General features: G+C 60.9%; 23 protein-coding genes. 4 read left to right on the plus strand and 19 right to left on the minus strand.

Translation table 11 applies throughout. The annotated features are described in order from the left end of the window. Positions 1 to 64 precede the first annotated feature (64 nt). The 10 genes from ftsH to AB9K37_RS18365 all read right to left on the minus strand — a co-directional run bounded on the left by ftsH (position 65) and on the right by AB9K37_RS18365 (position 9,644). Positions 65 to 1,981: an ATP-dependent zinc metalloprotease FtsH gene (gene ftsH / locus AB9K37_RS18320; RefSeq protein ID WP_072705564.1), complete on the minus strand. Its 1,917-nt coding sequence runs from the start codon at positions 1,979 to 1,981 to the stop codon at positions 65 to 67. Positions 1,982 to 2,058: 77 nt separating this feature from the next. Next, positions 2,059 to 3,288 (minus strand): tRNA lysidine(34) synthetase TilS, encoded by a 1,230-nt coding sequence (gene tilS, locus AB9K37_RS18325; protein ID WP_369841531.1) that lies wholly within the window; start codon positions 3,286 to 3,288, stop codon positions 2,059 to 2,061. Continuing rightward, positions 3,285 to 4,133 (minus strand): tol-pal system protein YbgF, encoded by an 849-nt coding sequence (ybgF, locus tag AB9K37_RS18330; RefSeq protein ID WP_369841534.1) that lies wholly within the window; start codon positions 4,131 to 4,133, stop codon positions 3,285 to 3,287. The genes tilS and ybgF overlap by 4 nt, the downstream gene beginning before the upstream one ends. A 29-nt stretch (positions 4,134 to 4,162) precedes the next feature. After that, the gene (gene pal, locus AB9K37_RS18335; protein ID WP_072705558.1) at positions 4,163 to 4,684 is read right to left on the minus strand and encodes a peptidoglycan-associated lipoprotein Pal; all 522 of its coding nucleotides are present in this window, start codon (positions 4,682 to 4,684) and stop codon (positions 4,163 to 4,165) included. Between the two features lie 64 nt (positions 4,685 to 4,748). Beyond that, on the minus strand, positions 4,749 to 6,080 hold the full coding sequence (gene tolB, locus AB9K37_RS18340; RefSeq protein ID WP_293707104.1) for a Tol-Pal system beta propeller repeat protein TolB: 1,332 nt from the start codon (positions 6,078 to 6,080) through the stop codon (positions 4,749 to 4,751). Positions 6,081 to 6,127: 47 nt separating this feature from the next. Next, positions 6,128 to 7,246, minus strand: a complete 1,119-nt coding sequence (locus AB9K37_RS18345; protein ID WP_369841537.1) for a cell envelope biogenesis protein TolA — start codon at positions 7,244 to 7,246, stop codon at positions 6,128 to 6,130. Between the two features lie 9 nt (positions 7,247 to 7,255). Next, complete coding sequence (gene tolR / locus AB9K37_RS18350) at positions 7,256 to 7,723, minus strand: protein TolR (protein ID WP_369841539.1); 468 nt, start codon at positions 7,721 to 7,723, stop codon at positions 7,256 to 7,258. Positions 7,724 to 7,726: 3 nt separating this feature from the next. Further along, a complete protein-coding gene (gene tolQ, locus AB9K37_RS18355; RefSeq protein WP_369841542.1) occupies positions 7,727 to 8,422 on the minus strand; it encodes a protein TolQ in 696 nt (231 codons plus the stop codon). A gap of 120 nt (positions 8,423 to 8,542) precedes the next feature. Beyond that, complete coding sequence (ybgC, locus tag AB9K37_RS18360; RefSeq protein ID WP_369841544.1) at positions 8,543 to 8,932, minus strand: tol-pal system-associated acyl-CoA thioesterase; 390 nt, start codon at positions 8,930 to 8,932, stop codon at positions 8,543 to 8,545. An 82-nt stretch (positions 8,933 to 9,014) separates the two neighbouring features. Then, on the minus strand, positions 9,015 to 9,644 hold the full coding sequence (locus tag AB9K37_RS18365) for a hypothetical protein (protein WP_072705609.1): 630 nt from the start codon (positions 9,642 to 9,644) through the stop codon (positions 9,015 to 9,017). A 206-nt stretch (positions 9,645 to 9,850) separates the two neighbouring features. Here AB9K37_RS18365 and AB9K37_RS18370 point away from each other — a divergent pair, with 206 nt between their 5' ends. Together AB9K37_RS18370 and AB9K37_RS18375 are read left to right on the plus strand one after the other, a co-directional pair. After that, positions 9,851 to 10,492 carry a hypothetical protein gene (locus AB9K37_RS18370; RefSeq protein WP_369841546.1) on the plus strand — a complete coding sequence of 214 codons (642 nt, stop codon included), beginning with the start codon at positions 9,851 to 9,853 and terminating at the stop codon, positions 10,490 to 10,492. A gap of 230 nt (positions 10,493 to 10,722) precedes the next feature. Next, the gene (locus AB9K37_RS18375) at positions 10,723 to 11,343 is read left to right on the plus strand and encodes a 50S ribosomal protein L25/general stress protein Ctc (RefSeq protein ID WP_369841548.1); all 621 of its coding nucleotides are present in this window, start codon (positions 10,723 to 10,725) and stop codon (positions 11,341 to 11,343) included. An 85-nt stretch (positions 11,344 to 11,428) separates the two neighbouring features. Here AB9K37_RS18375 and AB9K37_RS18380 read toward each other — a convergent pair whose 3' ends face one another. Next, positions 11,429 to 11,740: an antibiotic biosynthesis monooxygenase gene (locus AB9K37_RS18380; RefSeq protein ID WP_369841550.1), complete on the minus strand. Its 312-nt coding sequence runs from the start codon at positions 11,738 to 11,740 to the stop codon at positions 11,429 to 11,431. Between the two features lie 100 nt (positions 11,741 to 11,840). On the opposite strand from AB9K37_RS18380, the gene pth reads away from it, so the two are divergent. Both pth and AB9K37_RS18390 read left to right on the plus strand, forming a co-directional pair. Further along, on the plus strand, positions 11,841 to 12,551 hold the full coding sequence (gene pth, locus AB9K37_RS18385) for an aminoacyl-tRNA hydrolase (RefSeq protein WP_369841553.1): 711 nt from the start codon (positions 11,841 to 11,843) through the stop codon (positions 12,549 to 12,551). Between the two features lie 59 nt (positions 12,552 to 12,610). Next, positions 12,611 to 12,982 carry a DUF2237 family protein gene (locus AB9K37_RS18390; protein ID WP_369841555.1) on the plus strand — a complete coding sequence of 124 codons (372 nt, stop codon included), beginning with the start codon at positions 12,611 to 12,613 and terminating at the stop codon, positions 12,980 to 12,982. On the opposite strand, the gene AB9K37_RS18395 is transcribed toward AB9K37_RS18390, so the two are convergent. From AB9K37_RS18395 to rpsA, 8 genes are all read right to left on the minus strand, one after another. Next, a complete protein-coding gene (locus tag AB9K37_RS18395) occupies positions 12,967 to 13,506 on the minus strand; it encodes a helix-turn-helix transcriptional regulator (RefSeq protein WP_369841558.1) in 540 nt (179 codons plus the stop codon). The genes AB9K37_RS18390 and AB9K37_RS18395 overlap by 16 nt on opposite strands. Then, positions 13,503 to 13,964 carry a hypothetical protein gene (locus tag AB9K37_RS18400; RefSeq protein WP_369841560.1) on the minus strand — a complete coding sequence of 154 codons (462 nt, stop codon included), beginning with the start codon at positions 13,962 to 13,964 and terminating at the stop codon, positions 13,503 to 13,505. Before AB9K37_RS18400 ends, AB9K37_RS18395 begins: the two co-directional genes overlap by 4 nt. Positions 13,965 to 14,069: 105 nt before the next feature. Then, a complete protein-coding gene (locus AB9K37_RS18405; protein ID WP_369841563.1) occupies positions 14,070 to 14,450 on the minus strand; it encodes a hypothetical protein in 381 nt (126 codons plus the stop codon). Between the two features lie 508 nt (positions 14,451 to 14,958). Beyond that, on the minus strand, positions 14,959 to 16,203 hold the full coding sequence (gene trpB / locus AB9K37_RS18410; protein WP_369841565.1) for a tryptophan synthase subunit beta: 1,245 nt from the start codon (positions 16,201 to 16,203) through the stop codon (positions 14,959 to 14,961). Positions 16,204 to 16,318: 115 nt separating this feature from the next. Beyond that, positions 16,319 to 16,963 (minus strand): phosphoribosylanthranilate isomerase, encoded by a 645-nt coding sequence (locus AB9K37_RS18415; RefSeq protein WP_293707050.1) that lies wholly within the window; start codon positions 16,961 to 16,963, stop codon positions 16,319 to 16,321. 3 nt (positions 16,964 to 16,966) lie between these two features. After that, a complete protein-coding gene (locus tag AB9K37_RS18420) occupies positions 16,967 to 17,317 on the minus strand; it encodes a LapA family protein (RefSeq protein ID WP_369842041.1) in 351 nt (116 codons plus the stop codon). Positions 17,318 to 17,319: 2 nt separating this feature from the next. Then, a complete protein-coding gene (gene ihfB / locus AB9K37_RS18425; RefSeq protein ID WP_369841568.1) occupies positions 17,320 to 17,619 on the minus strand; it encodes an integration host factor subunit beta in 300 nt (99 codons plus the stop codon). A 244-nt stretch (positions 17,620 to 17,863) separates the two neighbouring features. Next, positions 17,864 to 19,540, minus strand: coding sequence for a 30S ribosomal protein S1 (rpsA, locus tag AB9K37_RS18430; protein ID WP_369841571.1), 1,677 nt, complete (start codon positions 19,538 to 19,540; stop codon positions 17,864 to 17,866). Positions 19,541 to 19,616: the final 76 nt, after the last annotated feature.

Here is a 19,616-nt window from a genome sequence, read left to right on the forward strand (position 1 = left end):
TTCGGGGCGCCTGAGGCCGGAAAAGCAAAACGCCCCGCTCTTGGGCGGGGCGTTTGATATGGCGTTATGCCGAGGGTTCAGGTTCCGGTGTGTCCCCCGACGGCTTGTTCTTGCCGCGGGTTTTGGGGATCGCCGTGATGCTGCTGGAGCCAGCGTCATCCTCGTCATCCTGACCAGAGGCCTGAGGAGGCTCGCCGCGCATGACGCGCTTGATCTCTTCGCCGGTCAGGGTCTCGTATTCGAGCAGACCCTTGGCCAAACGCTCCCACTCTTCGTTCTTTTCAGTGAGGATCTGGTAGGCGCGCTCGTATCCGCGTTGGATGATGCCGCGCACTTCCTCTTCGATCAGTTCTTTGGTGTGGGCCGAGACCGACAGGCCTGCGGTGTTACCAGAGTAGCCTTCGTGGGCTTCGGAATAGTCGATGTTGCCGACCTTGTCCGACATGCCCCAGCGCAGGACCATGGCACGGGCCAGAGCAGACGCCTGCTGGATGTCGCCAGCCGGACCGTTAGAGACCATGTCTTCGCCGTACTTGATGATCTCGGCGGCTTTGCCCGCCATGGTCATCGCCAGCTTTTCCTCGCACTCCGACTTGTGCCAGTTCAGGCGGTCGATTTCCGGAAGGCTGACGACCATGCCCAAGGCGCCACCGCGCGGGATGATCGTCGCTTTGTAGACCGGATCACACTGGGGCAGTTCCAGACCGACCACGGCGTGACCAGCCTCGTGGTAAGCGGTCTTTTCCTTTTGGTCAGCGGTCAGGACCATGCTGCGACGCTCGGCGCCCATCATGACCTTGTCCTTGGCGTTTTCGAAATCTTCCATCGTGATGAAACGACGACCGATACGAGCGGCCATCAGCGCGGCCTCGTTCACGAGGTTCGCCAAATCCGCACCCGAGAAACCGGGCGTGCCGCGCGCGATGATGCGCAGGTCGACGTCGGGGCCCAGCGGGGTCTTGCGCGCGTGAACGCCCAGGATCTTTTCGCGGCCCTTAATGTCGGGGTTCGGCACGGTGACCTGACGGTCAAAGCGGCCCGGACGCAGCAGTGCGGGGTCCAGAACGTCGCGGCGGTTGGTGGCCGCGATGATGATCACGCCCTCGTTCGCCTCGAAGCCGTCCATTTCGACCAGCAGCTGGTTCAGGGTTTGCTCACGCTCGTCGTTGCCGCCGCCGATGCCAACACCACGGGCACGGCCCACAGCGTCGATTTCGTCGATGAACACGATACAGGGCGCGTTCTTTTTCGCCTGTTCGAACATGTCACGGACGCGGCTTGCGCCCACACCCACGAACATTTCCACAAAGTCAGAGCCCGAGATGGTAAAGAAGGGCACACCCGCCTCACCCGCGATCGAGCGGGCCAGCAGCGTTTTACCGGTACCCGGAGGGCCAACCAGCAACGCACCTTTGGGGATCTTGCCGCCAAGACGGCTGAACTTCTGCGGGTTGCGCAGGAATTCCACGATCTCTTCCAGCTCTTCTTTGGCCTCGTCGATGCCTGCCACGTCGTCAAAGGTGACGCGGCCATGCTTCTCGGTCAGCAGCTTGGCCTTGGACTTGCCAAAGCCCATAGCGCCGCCACGGCCACCGCCGCCGCCCTGCATCCGGTTCATAAAGAAAATCCAGACGCCGATCAGCAGCAGGAACGGCAGCAGGGACACGAGGAAGGTCTGAAGACCGCTCTGTTCCTGACTCCGTGCCTCGAACGGAATGTTGTTGTCGACCAGGGTCTGGGTGATCTGAGCGTCACCGGGTTTGATCGTCTGGTAGTCCCGACCATCGCTGCCTTGGAAGCGGATGGTTTCCCCATCCAGCGTCACACGGGCGACGTTGCCGTTGTCCACAGACTGCACAAACTCCGAATAGCTGACGGTCTGGCTCTGCATCGAGGTGCCGCTGCCACTGAACAGATTGAACAGGGCAAGGACCAGCAGAAACAGCACGACCCAGAATGCGATGCTACGCGCGTTTTGCAAAAGTCATCTCCTTGAAGTCCAAAGCCAGAGACGCGCCCTGACCTTTTCACATCAAAATAGAGAGTCAGAAGCGAGGTTCAATGCGATAAGATGCTTTGAGTGAAATCATCTGCCCCGATTTCACGATGAATCTGCCATCCACAGGCCCAACCGGCCATCGGCGCGGCGATCAATCGATCGTTTTTCCACACCGCTGGCTCTGCGATCAGGGCAGCGTAGGGGCGCGTGTCGGGGCGCCCGTCGGGCAGTTGGCGCATGCCTTCGGGGCCCAAAGCGCGGATTTCGGCGGGTTCGGCACCTGTCGGCGGGATGGCTTGCCACACCCCGTCCCACAAGGCTGGAGGCGTGGCTGTGATGTCGCGCACGGCGTTGTATTCACGGAAAATCGCGATCGTGCCCTTGCGCGGGCGCAGGGCACATCCGGCCAAGGTCGTGGGCTGATCGTCCCGCAGATTCGCGATCGCCCCTTCGACCGCATCAGATCGCGGCGCATAGGGCGCGGGCGCGATCCAGCGCAACGCCGCCAATATCAGACGGCGCGAAATTTCTGTCGGGGCGGCCCACAGGGGCTCTGCCTGTAATTCCAGCACGCCGCCATCGACTGTGGCAATTTGCGCAGCCAAATCCGATGTAATTTCTTCTAAAGCGTCCCGCGCTTGCTGCTGGTGCAGGGCCACCTGCGCCAAAACGTCTGCCCCGATCCCCAATTCTGTCAGCAGCGGCATTGCCTTGCGCATTTTCACACGGGTGAAGCGTTCGTTCTCGTTGGACGGATCATCGACCCAAGACACTCCGCTATCCGTCAGCCAGTCACGGATGTCCTGACGCGGGCAATCCAGCATCGGACGCCACCAGTGGCCCCAATAGGATTCGCGCCACTCGGGCATCGCCGAGAGTCCATCCACGCCGGACGCCCGCGACAGCCGCATCAGCACCGTCTCAGCCTGATCGTCCTGAGTATGCCCCAAGGCAACCACGGGAATCTCGCGCTCCGCCGCCCACGCACCGATCAATCGCTGCCGCGCACGGCGCGCCGCGTCCTGCAGGTTCCCGTGCCCGCTCCAGTCGGTCCATTCCAAAATGTCGTGGGACAACCCCAAGAGCCGCGCCGCTTCGGCAACGCCCTCGGCCTCGGCCCGCGACTCAGCCCGCAGGCCATGATCCACGGTCACGATCTGCGGTTTCAGCCCCGCCGCCACCGCAGCCCGCATCAACCCCACAGAATCAGAGCCCCCCGACACCGCAATGCCGAGGGGCTGTGGCGCGGCCCGAAGCCGCGCAATGACGTTACGAAGCGCCGCGCTCACGAGCAGCCCAGATCGCCCATCGCCGTGCTGGCATCGGACACCGCCGGATCACCGGGGAAACGGACACTGACCTCGGACAAGGTCACGCAGGCCTCGTTCAACTGGCCAAGCTGGCCCAGAGCCGATCCCAATCCGGTCAAGGCTTCGGCAGCGCCGGGCCCTTCGGGATCGGTGGAGAACGCCTGCAAATAAGCGCGCGCGCTTTCGCGGGTGTCAGCCTGCTGCTTCAGCGCCTTGGCGCGTCCCAGATGGGCCGTCGCGGTCAAAGGACTGCCTGGATACGCCTCGATGAACGCAGCGAAATCCGCCGCCGCCTCGTCAAAGCGCCCTTCGGTCAGGGCCAGTTGCGCACGGTCGAAATCCGCTTGCTCGCTGACAGCCAATTCGGTGCCAGCGGACTCGGACCCGCCCGTCGCAGGTTGGATCGGAGAGACCGGCATAGCCGCCCCCGTCTCTGCCCCGCCCAAACGCGGCATATCCTCTAGGGTCGAGATATCGCAGCTGGCTTCCAACTCGCACAGACGGAAGTTCAGATCGTTCACGCGGTTGGTACCCGCGGTGACGACGGTTTCGATCCGGTGGCCCAACTCCTCGATCCGGTTGGTCAGACGGGTCATTTCGGATTCGATGGCGTCCACACGGGTCAGCACCGATCCGCCCTGCACCGATCCACCGGGCGCGCCTGTGGTGGACAGCTCGCGCTTCAGGCGCTGGATATCCACATTCAGCACAGACAACTGCTGACGCAAATCCGCCAGTGTTGCCTCGTCCGCCTGCTGCGCCCAAACAGGCGCAACAGCCAGAACTGTCCCGATCATCAGCGCACCCAAGGTCTGCCGGATCATCCCAAACTCCTTTTAAACGCGGTCACAAATCAGCTGGAAAAGGCACTGCCCGAAATCACGGTCACAGCACGGCGGTTCTGCGAATAGCAGTCCTCGCTCGAACAGACAGCGATGGGGCGTTCCTTGCCATACGACACGGTTTCCAGACGGGTCGCGGGCACACCCTGCGAGATCAGGAAATCACGCACAGCGGTCGCACGGCGCGCACCCAGCGCGATGTTGTATTCGCGGGTGCCTTGCTCGTCCGCATGACCTTCGATCACTGCTTTGTAATCGCTGTTGGTCAGCAGCCACTGAGCTTGCTTGTACAGGGTTTCCTGCGCGGTTGCGGTCAGCGACGACTGGTCCACAAGGAACAGCACGCGATCACCAACCGCCTGCTGGAAATACGCGGGGCTCGACGGATCGCCATAGGCACCATTTGCGCCTGCGCCATAGCCTGCGCCCGCACCAGCGCCCCCGTCCGCGCCAAAACGGTCCGCACCGGTTTTGGAACACGCCGAGAGGCCAAGGGCCGCAACGAGAACTGCGATTGTGCCAAGAGTTTTCATGATTTAGATTCCTGCTCTTTCGATTTTTGAGCTTTATAACACAAGGCTTGCGCCCAAGATACGGTTACCGCTGTAACGGAGACCACGCGGGGTCCGATCCGCCTGCGGGAATGCTGACACGCTTCAGATTGCGGCCCGAGATATCGACCGAGTACAGCGCTGCGGCACCATTCTCGCCCTGCGTTTCACGGGTGAACATGATCACGCGGCCATTGGGCGACCAAGTCGGGCCTTCGTCCAAGAACGATGCGGTCAGCAAACGTTCTTCGCTGCCATCCACGCGCATCACGCCAATGTGGAAGCGGCCTTTGTTCTGCTTGGTGAACGCGATCATATCGCCGCGGGGCGACCACACGGGCGTGCCATAACGGCCATCGCCAAAGCTGATGCGGGTCGGCTCGCCGCCACTCGCGGACATAATGTACAGCTGCTGGCTGCCCGAGCGGTCACTCTCGAACACAATCTTGCTGCCATCGGGGCTAAAGCTCGGCGCAGTCTCGATCGAGGGCGCACTGGTCAAACGGTTGCGCTGACCCGACGCAAGGTTCAGCGAATAGAGGTCGGTATTGCCGCCCTCGGTCACCGAATAGACCACAGTGTTACCGTCAGGCCCGAAACGGGGGGCAAAGCTCATGGTGCCGGGCTGATCGGCCAGCGGGCGACGGGTCGCACTGCCCACGTCCATCACATAGATGCGGGGGAAGCCGCTTTCGTAGCTGGTGTAAAGCACGCGATCCCCTGTGGGCGAAAAGCGCGGCGCCAGCACGATGCTGCTGCTGTCGGTCAGGTAGTTCACGTTCGCGCCGTCGTAATCCATGATCGCCAGACGCTTCTGACGCTGGGCTTTGGGGCCCTGCTCGGATACGAACACAACGCGGCTGTCGAAATACGGGCCCTCGCCGGTGATGCGGCTATAGACTTGATCGGCGACCTTGTGGGCCATGCGGCGCCAGCCATCGGTGGTGCCCGCAAACTGCAGGCCTTCGCCCATCTCGCCGTTGCTAAACACGTCATGCAGACGGAATTTCACGATCAGACGACCGCTCGCATCCGTGGACACCGCGCCCGTCACCAGCGCCTGCGCGTTCACGGCCTTCCAGTCGGCATACTGCACCGGAGCCGAGAAATTGCTGATGGTGCTGATATGCGCCTCGCGCGGGATCTCGCGGAACAGGCCGGTGCCCACCAGATCGGCGGCGATCACGCGGGTCAGCTGCGCGGCCATATCCTGCGCACCAGCGGTTTCCGCCACGAATTGCGGGACCGCGATCGGCATCGGCTCGATCACACCCTGGGTAATATCGATCCGGAGCGGCCCGCCCTGCGCAAAAACAGGCGCAGCGGTGCCAGCGACCAGAGCAAGTGCCAGAGCGAGGGCGTGTGCAAAGGGTTTCATCATTACTCCATCCTCACGTTCGGTGAGTCTCTGTTCCTGGGGTGACCCTAACGCAATCTCATCTGCGAAGGATCAAAAGTCATTTCGATCTGTTTCCACTGCTCGTATTTTTCCGAGGGCAGCGGATATCCTTGGCGTTGGCAGCGCAAAATGGCGCGGCGCGCGGCCTGATAGGCGGTCTCGACGGCGGGGCCTTCGCCCCCTGACGCGGACACAAGGTTGATACTGCCCTGATCCACGGTTCCGTCGGGGTTCATGTTCATGCCGACCACGACCGTCACGTTTGCCGCTTGCGATCCCACGTCCACAACCCAGCACTGCTGGACCGACACGCGCAGACCTTCACGCTCTCCGGCGCTCAGGGGCGGGGCGGCACTGCGGCTTGGCGCAGGCTCGCTGGTCGCGCCGCCCAAAGCTTCGGCCAACGCGCCCTCCAGCGCACCGGCCAACGGATCGGCAGCTGGTTCCGGCTCTTCTGCCGGCGTCTCGGCGGGCGGCTCTTCCTCTGCCGGCTCTTCGGCCTCAGCGGTCTCGACCGGTGGCGGCGTCGGACGGTTCGGGCGCATCATCGGACGCAAGGACCGCTCCATCGACGAGGCAGGCTCCTCGGCTTCGGTCACGATCTCTGTCGTTGCGGCCTCGGGTGCGGCGGCTTGCTGTTCTTCTTGCACAGGGGCCTCTGCGGGCACCTCGGCATCCGCAGCCTCTTGGCGTTCGGGCGCAACCTCGACATCCTCGGGCGGGGCCTCGACCGGCTCGGGCGCCACGCGGGGCGCCTCTTCGGGCGTCGGCGTGTCGCTCGGCGGCGCATCGGGGGCCTCTGCCGCGACCTCGGGGATCACGGGCTCGGGCTCCGGCTGCGGGACCGGTTCGGGTTCAGGCTCCGGTTCCGGCTCGGGCTGCGGCGGCGTCACAGGCAGTTCGGGAGGGCGCAGCGCCTGATCCAACTCCTGTGGCGTCTCGGCCTCTGTCGGCTGGGGCACGACCTCTTCGGCGTCCTCGGCGGTCTGCGGCGCAGTCAGCGCGGCAAACTCCTCGGCCGAGATCAGAGAGACATCGGTGGCGTTCTCGATAGGCAAAGGCTCCGAGTTGAAGGTGCCCCCAAAGATCACCCACAGCAGCAGCACCGTGTGCCCTGCGCCAGAGATATAGGTGCCGGTCTTCACCGTTCGCCCCTAGTTCCCAGACCCTGTCAGGCGCGCCCCGCCAGCATCGGTCACCAGACCGATATCGGGGAAGCCCCCCGCACTCAGCGCACCCATCACTGTCATCACATCCGAATACGGGACGTTGCCATCGGCCCGCAAAAACACTTTGGTCGTCGCCCGCTCTGCGCCAATGGCCTGCAGACGGCTGACCAGATCTTCCATCGCCACGTCGGTGGTCATGATCATCACGCGGCCATCGCCGGTCATGGTCACGGTCAGCGGCTCTTCCTGATCCGAAGACAGCGCGCCCGCCGCCGATTTCGGCAGTTCTACGGGGACACCCACAGTCATCAGCGGCGCCGCGACCATAAAGATGATCAAGAGCACCAGCATCACGTCCACAAAAGGCGTGATGTTGATCTCGGCCATCGGCTGCGCCCGACTGCGGCGACGGCCGCCGGACGCTCTCTCTCGTTTCATGACACCCGCGCCCATGGATCAGCTATCCAGCTGGCGCGACAGGATGGTCGAGAATTCGTCGGCAAACGCCTCGTACCCGCCCAAAATCTTGTCCGAAATGGTGCTGAGTTGGTTGTAGAACACAACCGCCGGGATCGCCGCCAGCAGACCCAACGCGGTCGCCAGCAGCGCCTCGGCGATACCGGGGGCAACAACCGCAAGCGAGGTGTTCTGCTGCTCTGCAATCTCAATGAAAGAGTTCATGATACCGACCACTGTACCGAACAGACCCACGAACGGGGTCACCGACCCGATGGTCGCCAAATAGCCCAGCTGCCCCTGCAGATCATCCGCCTCGCGGGTGATCGCCACGTTCATGCTGCGTTCAATGCGCGCTTGGGCGTTCGGGATCAGATGGCCTTCGGCGTCATGGCTGCGGCGCCACTCTGTCATCGCGGCCGCAAAAATCCGTTCCTGTCGTCCCTCCGGGTCCGGCCCCAGATTGTCGAACAATTCGTCCAAGGGCTCGCCCGACCAGAACACATCGTCAAAGACCGCGGATTCGCGCTTGGCCTTCCGGTACACGATGTACTTCTGGATGATGATTGACCACGCCCACACAGAGGCGGCGATCAATAGGATCATTACGATTTTAACGACGAATGTCGCGCGTGCAAAAAGGGCCCAGAAGGAGAAATCAATCTCCTGCGCCACTGCGAGGGTCGTTGCGTCCATATGCCTGCTCTTGCCTTCAGATCCGCACTTTTCAATGCGCGGTTAGTTTCGCAGCAAAATACAGAGTTTTGGAGTGCCTTGCCAACACAAGCGCGTCAGCAAGGCGAAATAGTGGCATTTTTAGTGCAGAAGCAGGCGAATACTCGCCGGAAGCCGCGCCGGATGGCCCGTTTCGGACAGCGCGACCACGGTCACCTGTGCGGCAAATAACACTTCCTCGCCGCGCTTGACCTGTTGGTGCAGAATAATGCGAGCGCCCGTGACCGCCTCGAGCGTGGTTTCGACCACCAAATCGTCATCGAAACGTGCAGGTGACAGGTAATCGGCCTCCACGCGCCGCACCGCAAAAACGATTCCCTCTGATTCCTTCAGGGCCTTCTGATCCACACCCAGCCCGCGCACCCACTCGGTCCGCGCCCGCTCGATGAATTTCAGATAGTTGGCATAGTAAACAATACCCGCCAGATCGGTGTCTTCGTAATAGACCCGCAAGGAAAACCGGTGCGTCATAAAAGTGCCTCTTGCTGAACACGGCCGACCCTAAGGCCGCCCCTCAGCACGAGCAACCCACAACACCCGCTTACACCCCGCGTCAGTCCGGCGCGTACATCGCCACCCGCGCCGACAAGCGCAGGGCGTGGCTCGGGTCCTGCGCCATCGCGGGCATCACAGGATCGTAGGCCGCCTTGATCAGCCCCGCAAAATCGGGCCGCAGGATCGTATGATCCCCCGCCACAGCCAAGGGGCTGCGATCCCGAAACGCCTCGTCCGACCAGAGCAGCATGGTCTGCACGATCTGGCTCAGCGCCAGGGTCTCTGCCGGCACCTTGGACAGCTCCTTGTCCATCCGAAGGAACACAAAGGCCGCGCGGATCGCCCCGTCCTTGTCAAACCGGAAGAACCGGTACTGGTTGGCATCCGCCGCTTCCAGCCGCCCAACCAGTGGCCCCAGATCCGGCACCAACTGTTCCATGTGCGGCACCTCGGTCAACTCTTTCCACTCGCGGAAAAAGAACACCATCAGGTTCGAGCCCAGCTCCGGATCGGTCTCGGCCAGCTGATGCCCCGCCAGCGCGACCACAGCCTCCAGCGCGCCCTTGACCACCTGCAAAGTCGCCTCTTCGACCCCGAACACCACCGGCGCAATCGGGCGGCCCCAGCGGGCAAATAGATACTCACCACTGCTGCGGGTAAAAAGAGCTTCGACCTCTTCAGGCGCCATGGCATCCTCCAAACACAATCATTTCCAAGCAATACGCGACCCCCACCCGAATTTCCAGCGACCCCGCCTCCTCTTTCTTGGCCCAAATACCCATCAGGCCGCAGGCCCCACGCGCGGCACGCGCGCAACACAGCCCCTCCAACCGGTCAGACAGCTTGACAAGTCGCCACCCTCACAGACAACCATAAGAAAACACGGATGAATTGATGCTGGTCTTTCTGAAACACAATCTGGTTTTCTTCGCCGTCCCAAAGACCGGCACAACCTCCTACCAAGCCGCCCTCAAGGGCAAGGCCGACATCGTCATGCGCGGCGCCCCTGCGGTGAAACACCTGAACATGCGCAAGTACGAGCGCAGCTTCGGCCCCTTCTTGCGAAAAGCGTTCAACCTGCACCCCGAACGGATGGCCGTCATGCGCGAACCGCTCGACCTGATGCGCAGCTGGTACAAATACCGCTCGCGGCTCAAAGCCGACGACAAAAACTCGACCGCCAATATGAGTTTCGAGCAGTTCATCGAACTCTCGCTCCAGTTCAAACCGCCTTCGGTTGCCGCCGTCGGCACCCAAATGAACTTTCTCGCGGGCAAATCCGGCAAGAACGGCATGCACCATCTCTTTGCGATCGAGCACGCGGAACTCTTGGACGAATTTCTGGCCAACATCTTCGAAGAGCCGATGAAAATCCCGCGCAAGAACGTCTCGCCCAAGGCCCCCACCCCCATCTCGGACGAACTGGCCCTGCGCTTCCGCGAGGAACGCGCCGATGAATACGCGCTCTATGACGCGCTCATTGCATCTGGCGGTTATCTGAGCACCCCCCAAGAGGACACCGAATCAGCCGCCTGACCGGCGGCCCGAAACAGCCTCTACGCCCGCAAAACAGGGGATTTTCCAGCCTTTCCGGCCTGTTTTGCGCCCATACGCTCTTTCCCTTTCAGCTAATTTCGACTATACGCCCGCGAACGGATCGTCCCGCAGCCCACCAGCGCGGGACGCTTCGTTTTTGGGCCGGCGCGAACCGGCATTGACCGGGCATACACCCTTGGAGGATGCCCACAATTTTTGGAGATTAAATCATGGCACGTGAAGTCCTTGATTTCGAAGCACAAGTGCGCACGGGGACAGGCAAGGGGGCCGCTCGTCAAGCTCGTCGCGAGAACCTCGTCCCTGGTATTGTTTACGGCGGTGGCGTTGACCCCCAGCCGATCAACATCCCCTACAACAAGCTGATCAAAGCGCTGAAGAACGGCCGCTTCCTGTCGCAGCTGTGGAACCTGAAGGTCGAAGGCCAAGAAGACGTGCGCGTCATCTGCCGCAACGTCCAGCGTGATGTTGTCAAAGACCTGCCGACCCACGTTGACTTCATGCGTCTGCGCCGCACCTCGCGCGTGAACCTCTACATCCACGTAGAGTTCATCAACGACGAAGAGTGCCCCGGCCTGAAAAAAGGCGGCGTTCTGACCGTTGTACGTCCCGACGTAGAGCTGATGGTTACCGCAGGCGACATCCCCGAGAAGCTGGTTGTTGACCTGGCAGGCCGCCAGATCGGCGACGTGATCCACATCTCGGACATCACCCTGCCCGAGGGCACTCGCCCCACCATCACCGATCGTGACTTCGTCATCGCGAACATCTCGGCGCCCGCGGGCCTCGTTGGTGGCGACGACGAAGAAGAAGCAGAAGGCGGCGAAGAGTAATCTTCCCCCCTCTGATCCTATCGGATACGGAAAACGGAGCCTTCGGGCTCCGTTTTTTGTTGCCCAGTGGTCTGGGGTCTGGGGATCAGGCGACCGACTGGACGGTCTCGAAAATCTCTAGCTCTGGCGGTCCCATATACATGTCCTTGTTGCTGCCCGCCCCCTTGTGGGCCATGCGGAACGCCTCGGACTTGGTCCACGCCACGAACGACGCCTCATCTTCCCACACGGTGTGCGAGGCATACAGGACATAGTCCTCGGCCTCTGGCCCCTTCATCAGGTGGAACGCTTTGAAACCGGGAACGGTGTTCAGATGGCTGTCGCGGCTGCGCCAGACCTCTTCGAACGCCTCTTCGGATCCCTTTTTGACTTTGAACCGGTTCATCGTGAGGTACATCAGCCTCTCCTTTACGTCTTTGTCATTGCGGCAAGGGTGGCGAAGGCTGCCCTGAGTTGGCATATATGCCACCGCAACACATCAGCAAGGAAGGTTCCAGATGCTCCTCTTCGTCGGTCTTGGAAATCCCGGTGCGAAATACGCAGGCAACCGGCACAATATCGGCTTTATGGCACTGGACCAGATTGCCGCCGACCACGGCTTCCCCCCGTGGAAGTCCCGCTTCAACGGCCAAATCACCGAGGGCCGCTTTGGCTCCGACCGCGCGATCCTGCTCAAGCCCGAAACCTTCATGAACCTGTCCGGCCAGTCCGTCGGCGAGGCGATGCGCTACTACAAGCTAGAGCCGCAAGACGTCATCGTCTTTCACGACGAGCTCGACCTTGCCCCCGGCAAGCTGCGCGTCAAACAGGGCGGCGGCCACGCGGGCCACAACGGCCTGCGCTCGATCCACCAGCACATCGGGGCCGAGTATGGCCGCGTCCGTCTGGGCATCGGCCATCCCGGTCACAAGGACAAAGTCGCCTCTTACGTGCTGAATGATTTCGCCAAGGCTGAACAAGGCTGGCTCGACGACATGATGCGCGGCATCTCGGACGGGGCCCCTGCCCTCGCCCGTGGGGACAATTCGAAATTCCAGAACGCGGTCGCCCTGCGCGTGAACCCGCCCCGCAATGGCAGCACCGGCGGCGATCCTGCGAAAAAGCCCAAGGCGAAGCCAGAACCTAAGCCCGCAGCCGCGCCCGAACCGCAGGCCCCTGCCGAAGACACGCGCACGCCCTTGCAAAAGCTGGCCGACAAGTTCCGCTAGGGCTGGTCAGCCGCCCGCGCTGGGCTATCCTACCAAAGGCATTCAGAAAGGCAGAGCAGATGGAAAAGGAACCTTCCCTCAACGTGAACGGCGGCCCCTTGCGCCCCTGCTCCACCGATCCGCTGACCGGTTTCTTCCGCGACGGGTCGTGCAACACCTGCTGGCAGGACCAAGGCAGCCACACGGTCTGCGCCGTCATGACCGCCGAATTCCTCGCATTCTCGAAATATGTGGGGAATGACCTGTCCACCCCGCGACTGGAGTTCGGATTCCCCGGTTTGAAACCCGGCGACAAATGGTGCCTCTGCGCCAGCCGCTTCCTACAGGCCCATGACGAGGGCTGCGCCCCTCAGGTTGATCTCGAGGCCACACACCAGCGCGCCCTCGACATCATCCCGCTCGAAGTGCTCGAAATTTACTCTGCCGCCTGACGGAACGGACTGGGCTGGGTTTCGTCCATCAGCAGGTCTTCAATAATCACGCTCATCAACTGCGCACGGCCGGACACACTGGCCTTGCGATAGATGGCGGCGGTCTGCGCTTTGACCGTGCCTTCGGACGTGTTGCGCATCCCCGCGATCTCGGCGGTGGACAGCCCCTTAAAGGCAAACAGCGCCACGTCCCGTTCGGCCGGTGTCAGCCCCCACTCCAGAAACCGCTCTTCGAGCAGATCCAGAAATTCGCGCGACGCTGCGCGCAAGCGATCCTCGGCGCGCTTCGCTCGCAGGGCGGTGGTCCGTAGAACAACACCCCCTAGAACAATCCCCAGAAACAAGCCCACAGCAGCGCCGATTTCAACCAGTTCAAACAGGCTCCATGGGACCAGATTGAATGGCAGCTCAAAGACAGAAATCACAATTTCCCAGATAAAGACCAGCGCGCAAAAGGCCTGCAACCCAATGACGGACACCATGGCCGCCCGTTCGATGCGCTTCTTTTGGACATGCTCTGTCATCGCCGGCCTCCGCGGTCTCCGCCCTTGTCATGCCCTTTGTCGTCGGACCCGTGGTCGCGGCTTCTATCCTCGCCCCCATCAGAGCGGTCTTTGCCTTTGTCGCCTTTTGGCTCGGGATTGTTGGGTTTTTCTGGCGCCTCGGTGGTCCGGGCCACAGGCTCCTCGGCCGCAGTCACCGTCTTGGTCCGCGCGTCGCCCTCGGCGCTCTCATCCTTCGGCACAGTATGATCGCGCAGAACCGCGCCATTGCCGGGCAGAACGACAAGCTCTCTGGTTCCGGCAGCGCCCGTCGCCACGAAACGGAGCCGCCCCAGCAGCGTCCGCGAGACGTGAATTTCGGAATACCCCTCTGCGGCCAGTTCCGCGATGAACGCATCCTTGATGGACTGCGCCTGCGCCGCACCGGGCATCAGCACCCAGAGGCAAAGAAACATCAAAGTCAGTAGCTTTTGTATCAAGGATGAGCCCCGTAAAATCACCAAAAGCCCCCCGCGCGCACGGCGCAGGGAGCCCGAAGTTTGTAAGCCTGTCACGCGGGTCACAGGCATCCGTGATCCGCGAGGTTAGCCCGCAGTGGTGTCGTCTGTTGTGGTGTCGTCGGTCGTCGTATCGTCAGTGGTGGTGTCATCCGTCGTGGTGTCGTCGGTCGACGTGTCGTCCGTGGTGTCATCAGTCGAGGTATCGTCTGTCGTCGTATCGTCAGTCGACGTGTCATCGGTCTCGTCCGCTTTATGCTTACCGTGACCTTTCTTACGGCCCCCTTTGTGCTGCTTCTTCGAGCGGCCAGGCTTGGCACGTTCAGCTTTGTCATGACCGGCGCGCGCTGCATGGGACGCACCAGCGGCCGCGATCGCCACATCGGCAAAGGTCATTGCGTTGGCGGGCGCACCAATCGCTACCGCACCAGCAAGCAGGGCAACGCGGATCTTTGAAAGCTTGGTCATTTCGAGGTCTCCTTTTGGGCCAGCAATTGTCGCTGGCTACCTCTCTTGCCTGCCGCCTTCTCACAGGTCCGTGAATTCTCTCAGAGATATAAACATGTGAAAAATGCGCCGGATTTCTTGCATAAACTCTGGTTTATACGCGTCAGATCCTAGCGTTCCGTCGGTCTCAATATATAAATTCGCAACATTGCGCCGAACTTTATTCAAAATAACCTCAACCCAAACGCGATAGGTCTTCTTCATCACTGCCGCGTGGCAGGAGACCTCAAGCAGATCGCCTCCCCTGCCCCGCACCCAACTCTCTCAAATTGGAATGATTCACTGGAATCAGCCGGTTGCATCTGTCTCACGCGAACGTTTCGCTGCACCGAACGTCATGACGCGGGCCATACGCCAGCCATACGTGAACTGGCATCGCCAAACCCCTTGTTTTCATGGGCCAGACACGAAAAACCCCGCAGGCGAACCTGCGGGGCTGTTCATCAGTCATTAAGCTGTTCGGCGGGGTTTAGCCCAGATCGCGGCCCTCTTCGCCCGCGATGTTCACACCCAAATGGCGCGCCACGGTAAAGATGTCTTTGTCGCCACGGCCACACATGTTCATGACGATCAGGTGGTCTTTGGGCAGAGTCGGCGCGATCTTGGCAACGTGGGCCAGCGCGTGACAAGGCTCCAGCGCGGGGATGATGCCTTCGGTGCTGCACGACAGCTGGAACGCCTCAAGCGCCTCTTTGTCGGTGATCGAGACATATTCCGCGCGGCCCGTTTCGTGCAGCCAGCTGTGTTCTGGGCCGATGCCCGGATAGTCGAGACCTGCAGAAATGCTATGCCCTTCAAGGATTTGGCCATCTTCGTCCTGCAGCAGGTAGGTGCGGTTGCCATGCAGCACGCCCGGACGACCGCCGGTCAACGAAGCGCAATGCTCCATCTTTTCGTTCACGCCCTTGCCGCCCGCTTCGACACCGATGATGCCGACTTCTTTGTCGTCAAGGAACGGATAGAACAGGCCCATCGCGTTCGAACCACCGCCGATCGCAGCGATCAGAGTGTCGGGCAGACGGCCTTCGGCTTCCATGATCTGCTCGCGGGTTTCCTTGCCGATGATGGCTTGGAAATCGCGAACCATCGCGGGATAGGGGTGCGGACCAGCCACGGTGCCAATGCAGTAGAAGGTCTCTTCCACGTTGGTCACCCAGTCCCGCAGTGCATCGTTCATCGCGTCCTTCAGGGTCCCCCGACCACTGGTCACAGGCACAACCTCAGCCCCCAGCAGGCGCATCCGGAACACGTTGGGCTTCTGACGCTCAACGTCGTGTGCACCCATATAAACAACGCATTTCAGACCGAATTTCGCACAGACGGTCGCGGTCGCAACGCCGTGCTGGCCTGCGCCAGTTTCCGCGATGATGCGGGTCTTGCCCATGCGGCGTGCCAGAATGATCTGACCCAGCACGTTGTTGATCTTGTGCGCGCCGGTGTGGTTCAGCTCGTCGCGCTTGAAGTACACCTTGGCCCCGCCAAGCTGCTCGGTCAGGCGCTCTGCGTAATACAGCGGCGACGGACGGCCTACGTAGTGTTTCCACAGGTAGTCCATCTCGGCCCAGAACTCGGGATCGGTCTTGGCATGCTCGTACTGCTCCTCAAGCTCGAGGATCAGCGGCATCAGCGTTTCCGACACGAACCGTCCGCCGAATTTGCCAAAGCGGCCTTTGTCATCGGGTCCGGTCATGAAGCTGTTGAAAAGATCATTCATCTCGGGCGCCTTTCAACTGAGATTTTGCACGTGGATATGCAACATAGAGCGGCATTTCCAGCGAAAAGCGGCAATCGGTCCCGCCATCGCGAAACCGCCGCCACAAAGGGGTGCATCAGGCCAGAGCGGCCTGCATGAATTCCTTGATTTTCTGGGGATCTTTGACGCCCGGCGCACTTTCGACACCAGAAGATAGATCAACCTGACGGGTGCCCGTCCGCGCGATCGCCTCGGCCACATTGCCTGCGTGCAAACCGCCTGCCAGCATCCACGGCACCGCCCACTCGCGCCCCTCCAGCAGACGCCAGTCGAAGGACAACCCGTTGCCACCTGGCAAATCCGCGTCCTTGGGCGCCTTGGCATCCACAAGGATCTGGTCGGCAACCGTCTCGTATTCGGCAATACGCGCCAGATCATCCGCGCCCGACAGACCCACGACCTTCATCACAGGCAGGCCATAGCGCTTTTTGACCTCGGTCACACGCTCTGGGCTTTCGGACCCGTGCAGCTGGATCATATCGAGCGGTACAGCCCCTGTGATCGCATCCAACAGGTCGTTATCCGCGTTCACAGTCAAAGCCACCTTGGCCACACCCAAAGGCACCTCGACGGCCAAATCACGGGCTTGTTCGATGGTCACGTTACGGGGGCTCTTGGGAAAGAACACAAAACCAACGTAGCGCGCCCCGGCCTCTGCCGCAGCGCGCACGTCTTCTGCGGTGCTCAGACCGCAGATCTTAACTCTGATTCCAGAGGGCATGGGTTAGCCGTTGCTCTCCAACAGGGCCAGCACCTCGTCCTTGCCCTTGTGCTTCTCGCCGCGCAGCTTCTCGACTTCGCGGTTCAGGTTCTGCGCCGCGTTTTTCTGACGGCGAGCTTCGGCGCGGTGCTTGTGTTCGCGCATCCACTCCCAGACGAACCCGATCAAAAGACCAGTGATCACGCTGGCAAAGATCACAAGGAACAAGGGCAGCTCGATCATGAAGTTCCAGCCAGCGATGTCCGCCAGACCTTCGGGCAGCAATTGCAGGCTGACAGCTTCACGGTTGGCCGCGGCGATCGCGACCAAAACGACCGCAATCACGGCCAAAAATGCATAACGAATATAGCGGATCATTATTCTTCTTCAGACTCTTCCAAACCATTCAACCGGTCACGCAGCAGCTTGCCGGTCTTGAAGAAAGGTACAAATTTTTCGTCGACTTCAACAGTCTCACCTGTTCGAGGATTGCGACCGATCCGCGCATCACGCTTCTTGACCGAAAATGCGCCAAAGCCGCGCAATTCAACCCGGTCACCGCGTGCCATCGCCTCGGTGATTTCTTCGAACACGGTGTTCACGATGCGCTCGACATCGCGTTGGTACAGATGCGGATTCTCGTCGGCAATGATCTGAATGAGTTCCGAACGGATCATCAGATGTCTCCCCCTCGCCAGCTTTGTATCTTGTAAATTTAATAATAGGGTCAAACATCTGAAAACGAAATGAAATCGGAGCGTTCACCTCAAAAATGGTGTGTTTCCACCAGCCAAACCCGTTTTTGCAGGAATGCCGCAGCACAGAAATCGCCAAAGTTGTGCACTTCGCAGCCGAATCAGGCACGAAAAAGCCCCGCAGAAACCTGCGGGGCTCGTAACACTTTGATTTAAGGAACGAGGATTACTCGTTGCCCTTCAGCGCTGCGCCAAGGATATCGCCGAGCGATGCACCCGAGTCCGAGCTGCCGAACTGTTCGACGGCTTCTTTCTCTTCTGCGATTTCGCGTGCCTTGATCGACAGGCCCAGACGACGCGACTTGCTGTCGACGTTGGTGACGCGCACGTCGATCTTGTCGCCAACCTGGAAACGCTCGGGGCGCTGGTCCGCACGGTCACGCGACAGGTCCGAACGACGGATGAAGGACTTCATGCCTTCGTAGTCGACTTCGATGCCGCCGTCTTCGATCGCAGTCACTTCAACAGTGATGATCGAGCCGCGCTTCACGCCGCCGATTGCGTCCGCGAAGGGATCGCCGTCAACTGCTTTGACCGAAAGCGAGATGCGCTCTTTCTCGACGTCGACTTCCGAGACAACCGCTTTGACAACGTCGCCTTTGGTGTAGTCGCCGATGACGTCTTCGCCGCGGCCTTCCCAGGTGAGGTCCGACAGGTGAACCATGCCGTCGATGTCGCCTTCGAGGCCGATGAACAGACCGAATTCGGTGATGTTCTTGACTTCGCCTTCGACAACGGTGCCCTCGGGGTGTGTCTCAGCAAAGACTTCCCAGGGGTTACGCATGCACTGCTTGAGACCCAGCGAAACGCGACGCTTGGCTTCGTCGATTTCCAGCACCATGACTTCGACTTCCTGCGAGGTCGAAACGATTTTGCCGGGGTGGACGTTTTTCTTGGTCCACGACATTTCCGAAACGTGCACCAGACCTTCGACGCCGGGCTCCAGCTCCACGAACGCACCGTAGTCGGTGATGTTGGTGACGCGGCCGGTGTGGACGGTTTCCAGCGGGTACTTCGCAGCAACCGAATCCCACGGATCGGCTTGCAGCTGCTTCATGCCCAGGCTGATGCGGTGGGTTTCTTTGTTGATCTTGATGACCTGAACCTTGACGGTTTCGCCGATCGACAGGATCTCGGAGGGGTGGTTCACACGGCGCCATGCCATGTCGGTGACGTGCAGCAGGCCGTCAACGCCGCCCAAGTCAACGAATGCACCGTACTCAGTGATGTTCTTGACAACACCCTCGACGGCCTGACCTTCGGACAGGTTGCCGATGACTTCTGCACGCTGCTCGGCGCGCGACTCTTCCAGGATGGCGCGGCGCGACACAACGATGTTGCCACGGCGACGGTCCATTTTCAGGATCTGGAAGGGCTGCTTCAGACCCATCAGCGGGCCTGCGTCGCGTACGGGGCGTACGTCAACCTGCGAGCCGGGCAGGAACGCAACTGCGCCACCCAGATCGACGGTGAAGCCACCTTTGACGCGACCGAAGATCGCGCCTTCGACGCGTGCATCGTCTGCGTATGCTTTTTCCAGGCGGTCCCATGCTTCTTCACGGCGTGCCATCTCGCGCGAGATAACAGCTTCGCCGCGGGCGTTTTCAGCAGAGCGCAGGAACACTTCTACTTCGTCGCCGACTGCGATTTCAGGAGCTTCGCCGGGGTTTGCGAATTCTTTCAGATCAACGCGGCCTTCCATTTTGTAGCCTACGTCGATGATGGCTTGGCCCGCTTCGATTGCGATGACCTTGCCTTTGACAACCGAACCTTCTTCGGGGGTGTCGATTTCGAAGCTTTCTTGCAGGAGGGCTTCGAATTCCTCCATCATTGCGTTCGCCATAGCGTCCGTTTTTCCTTTACTAACGTTTTTTCTGGCCGAGCGGTTGTCTCCGCCGGTCTTTGGGTTGGTCTTTCGG

This window comes from Donghicola sp. XS_ASV15 (assembly GCF_041224595.1).
Taxonomy (GTDB): domain Bacteria; phylum Pseudomonadota; class Alphaproteobacteria; order Rhodobacterales; family Rhodobacteraceae; genus Donghicola.

Coding starts and splice junctions, on each gene's coding strand:
- ybgF (WP_369841534.1), bottom strand. CDS start 4,133: ATGATCCGGCAGACCTTGGGTGCGCTGATGATCGGGACAGTTCTGGCT.
- pal (WP_072705558.1), bottom strand. CDS start 4,684: ATGAAAACTCTTGGCACAATCGCAGTTCTCGTTGCGGCCCTTGGCCTC.
- tolB (WP_293707104.1), bottom strand. CDS start 6,080: ATGAAACCCTTTGCACACGCCCTCGCTCTGGCACTTGCTCTGGTCGCT.
- tolR (WP_369841539.1), bottom strand. CDS start 7,723: ATGGGCGCGGGTGTCATGAAACGAGAGAGAGCGTCCGGCGGCCGTCGC.
- tolQ (WP_369841542.1), bottom strand. CDS start 8,422: ATGGACGCAACGACCCTCGCAGTGGCGCAGGAGATTGATTTCTCCTTC.
- ybgC (WP_369841544.1), bottom strand. CDS start 8,932: ATGACGCACCGGTTTTCCTTGCGGGTCTATTACGAAGACACCGATCTG.
- AB9K37_RS18365 (WP_072705609.1), bottom strand. CDS start 9,644: ATGGCGCCTGAAGAGGTCGAAGCTCTTTTTACCCGCAGCAGTGGTGAG.
- AB9K37_RS18370 (WP_369841546.1), top strand. CDS start 9,851: ATGCTGGTCTTTCTGAAACACAATCTGGTTTTCTTCGCCGTCCCAAAG.
- AB9K37_RS18375 (WP_369841548.1), top strand. CDS start 10,723: ATGGCACGTGAAGTCCTTGATTTCGAAGCACAAGTGCGCACGGGGACA.
- AB9K37_RS18380 (WP_369841550.1), bottom strand. CDS start 11,740: ATGTACCTCACGATGAACCGGTTCAAAGTCAAAAAGGGATCCGAAGAG.
- pth (WP_369841553.1), top strand. CDS start 11,841: ATGCTCCTCTTCGTCGGTCTTGGAAATCCCGGTGCGAAATACGCAGGC.
- AB9K37_RS18390 (WP_369841555.1), top strand. CDS start 12,611: ATGGAAAAGGAACCTTCCCTCAACGTGAACGGCGGCCCCTTGCGCCCC.
- AB9K37_RS18395 (WP_369841558.1), bottom strand. CDS start 13,506: ATGACAGAGCATGTCCAAAAGAAGCGCATCGAACGGGCGGCCATGGTG.
- AB9K37_RS18405 (WP_369841563.1), bottom strand. CDS start 14,450: ATGACCAAGCTTTCAAAGATCCGCGTTGCCCTGCTTGCTGGTGCGGTA.
- trpB (WP_369841565.1), bottom strand. CDS start 16,203: ATGAATGATCTTTTCAACAGCTTCATGACCGGACCCGATGACAAAGGC.
- AB9K37_RS18415 (WP_293707050.1), bottom strand. CDS start 16,963: ATGCCCTCTGGAATCAGAGTTAAGATCTGCGGTCTGAGCACCGCAGAA.
- ihfB (WP_369841568.1), bottom strand. CDS start 17,619: ATGATCCGTTCGGAACTCATTCAGATCATTGCCGACGAGAATCCGCAT.
- rpsA (WP_369841571.1), bottom strand. CDS start 19,540: ATGGCGAACGCAATGATGGAGGAATTCGAAGCCCTCCTGCAAGAAAGC.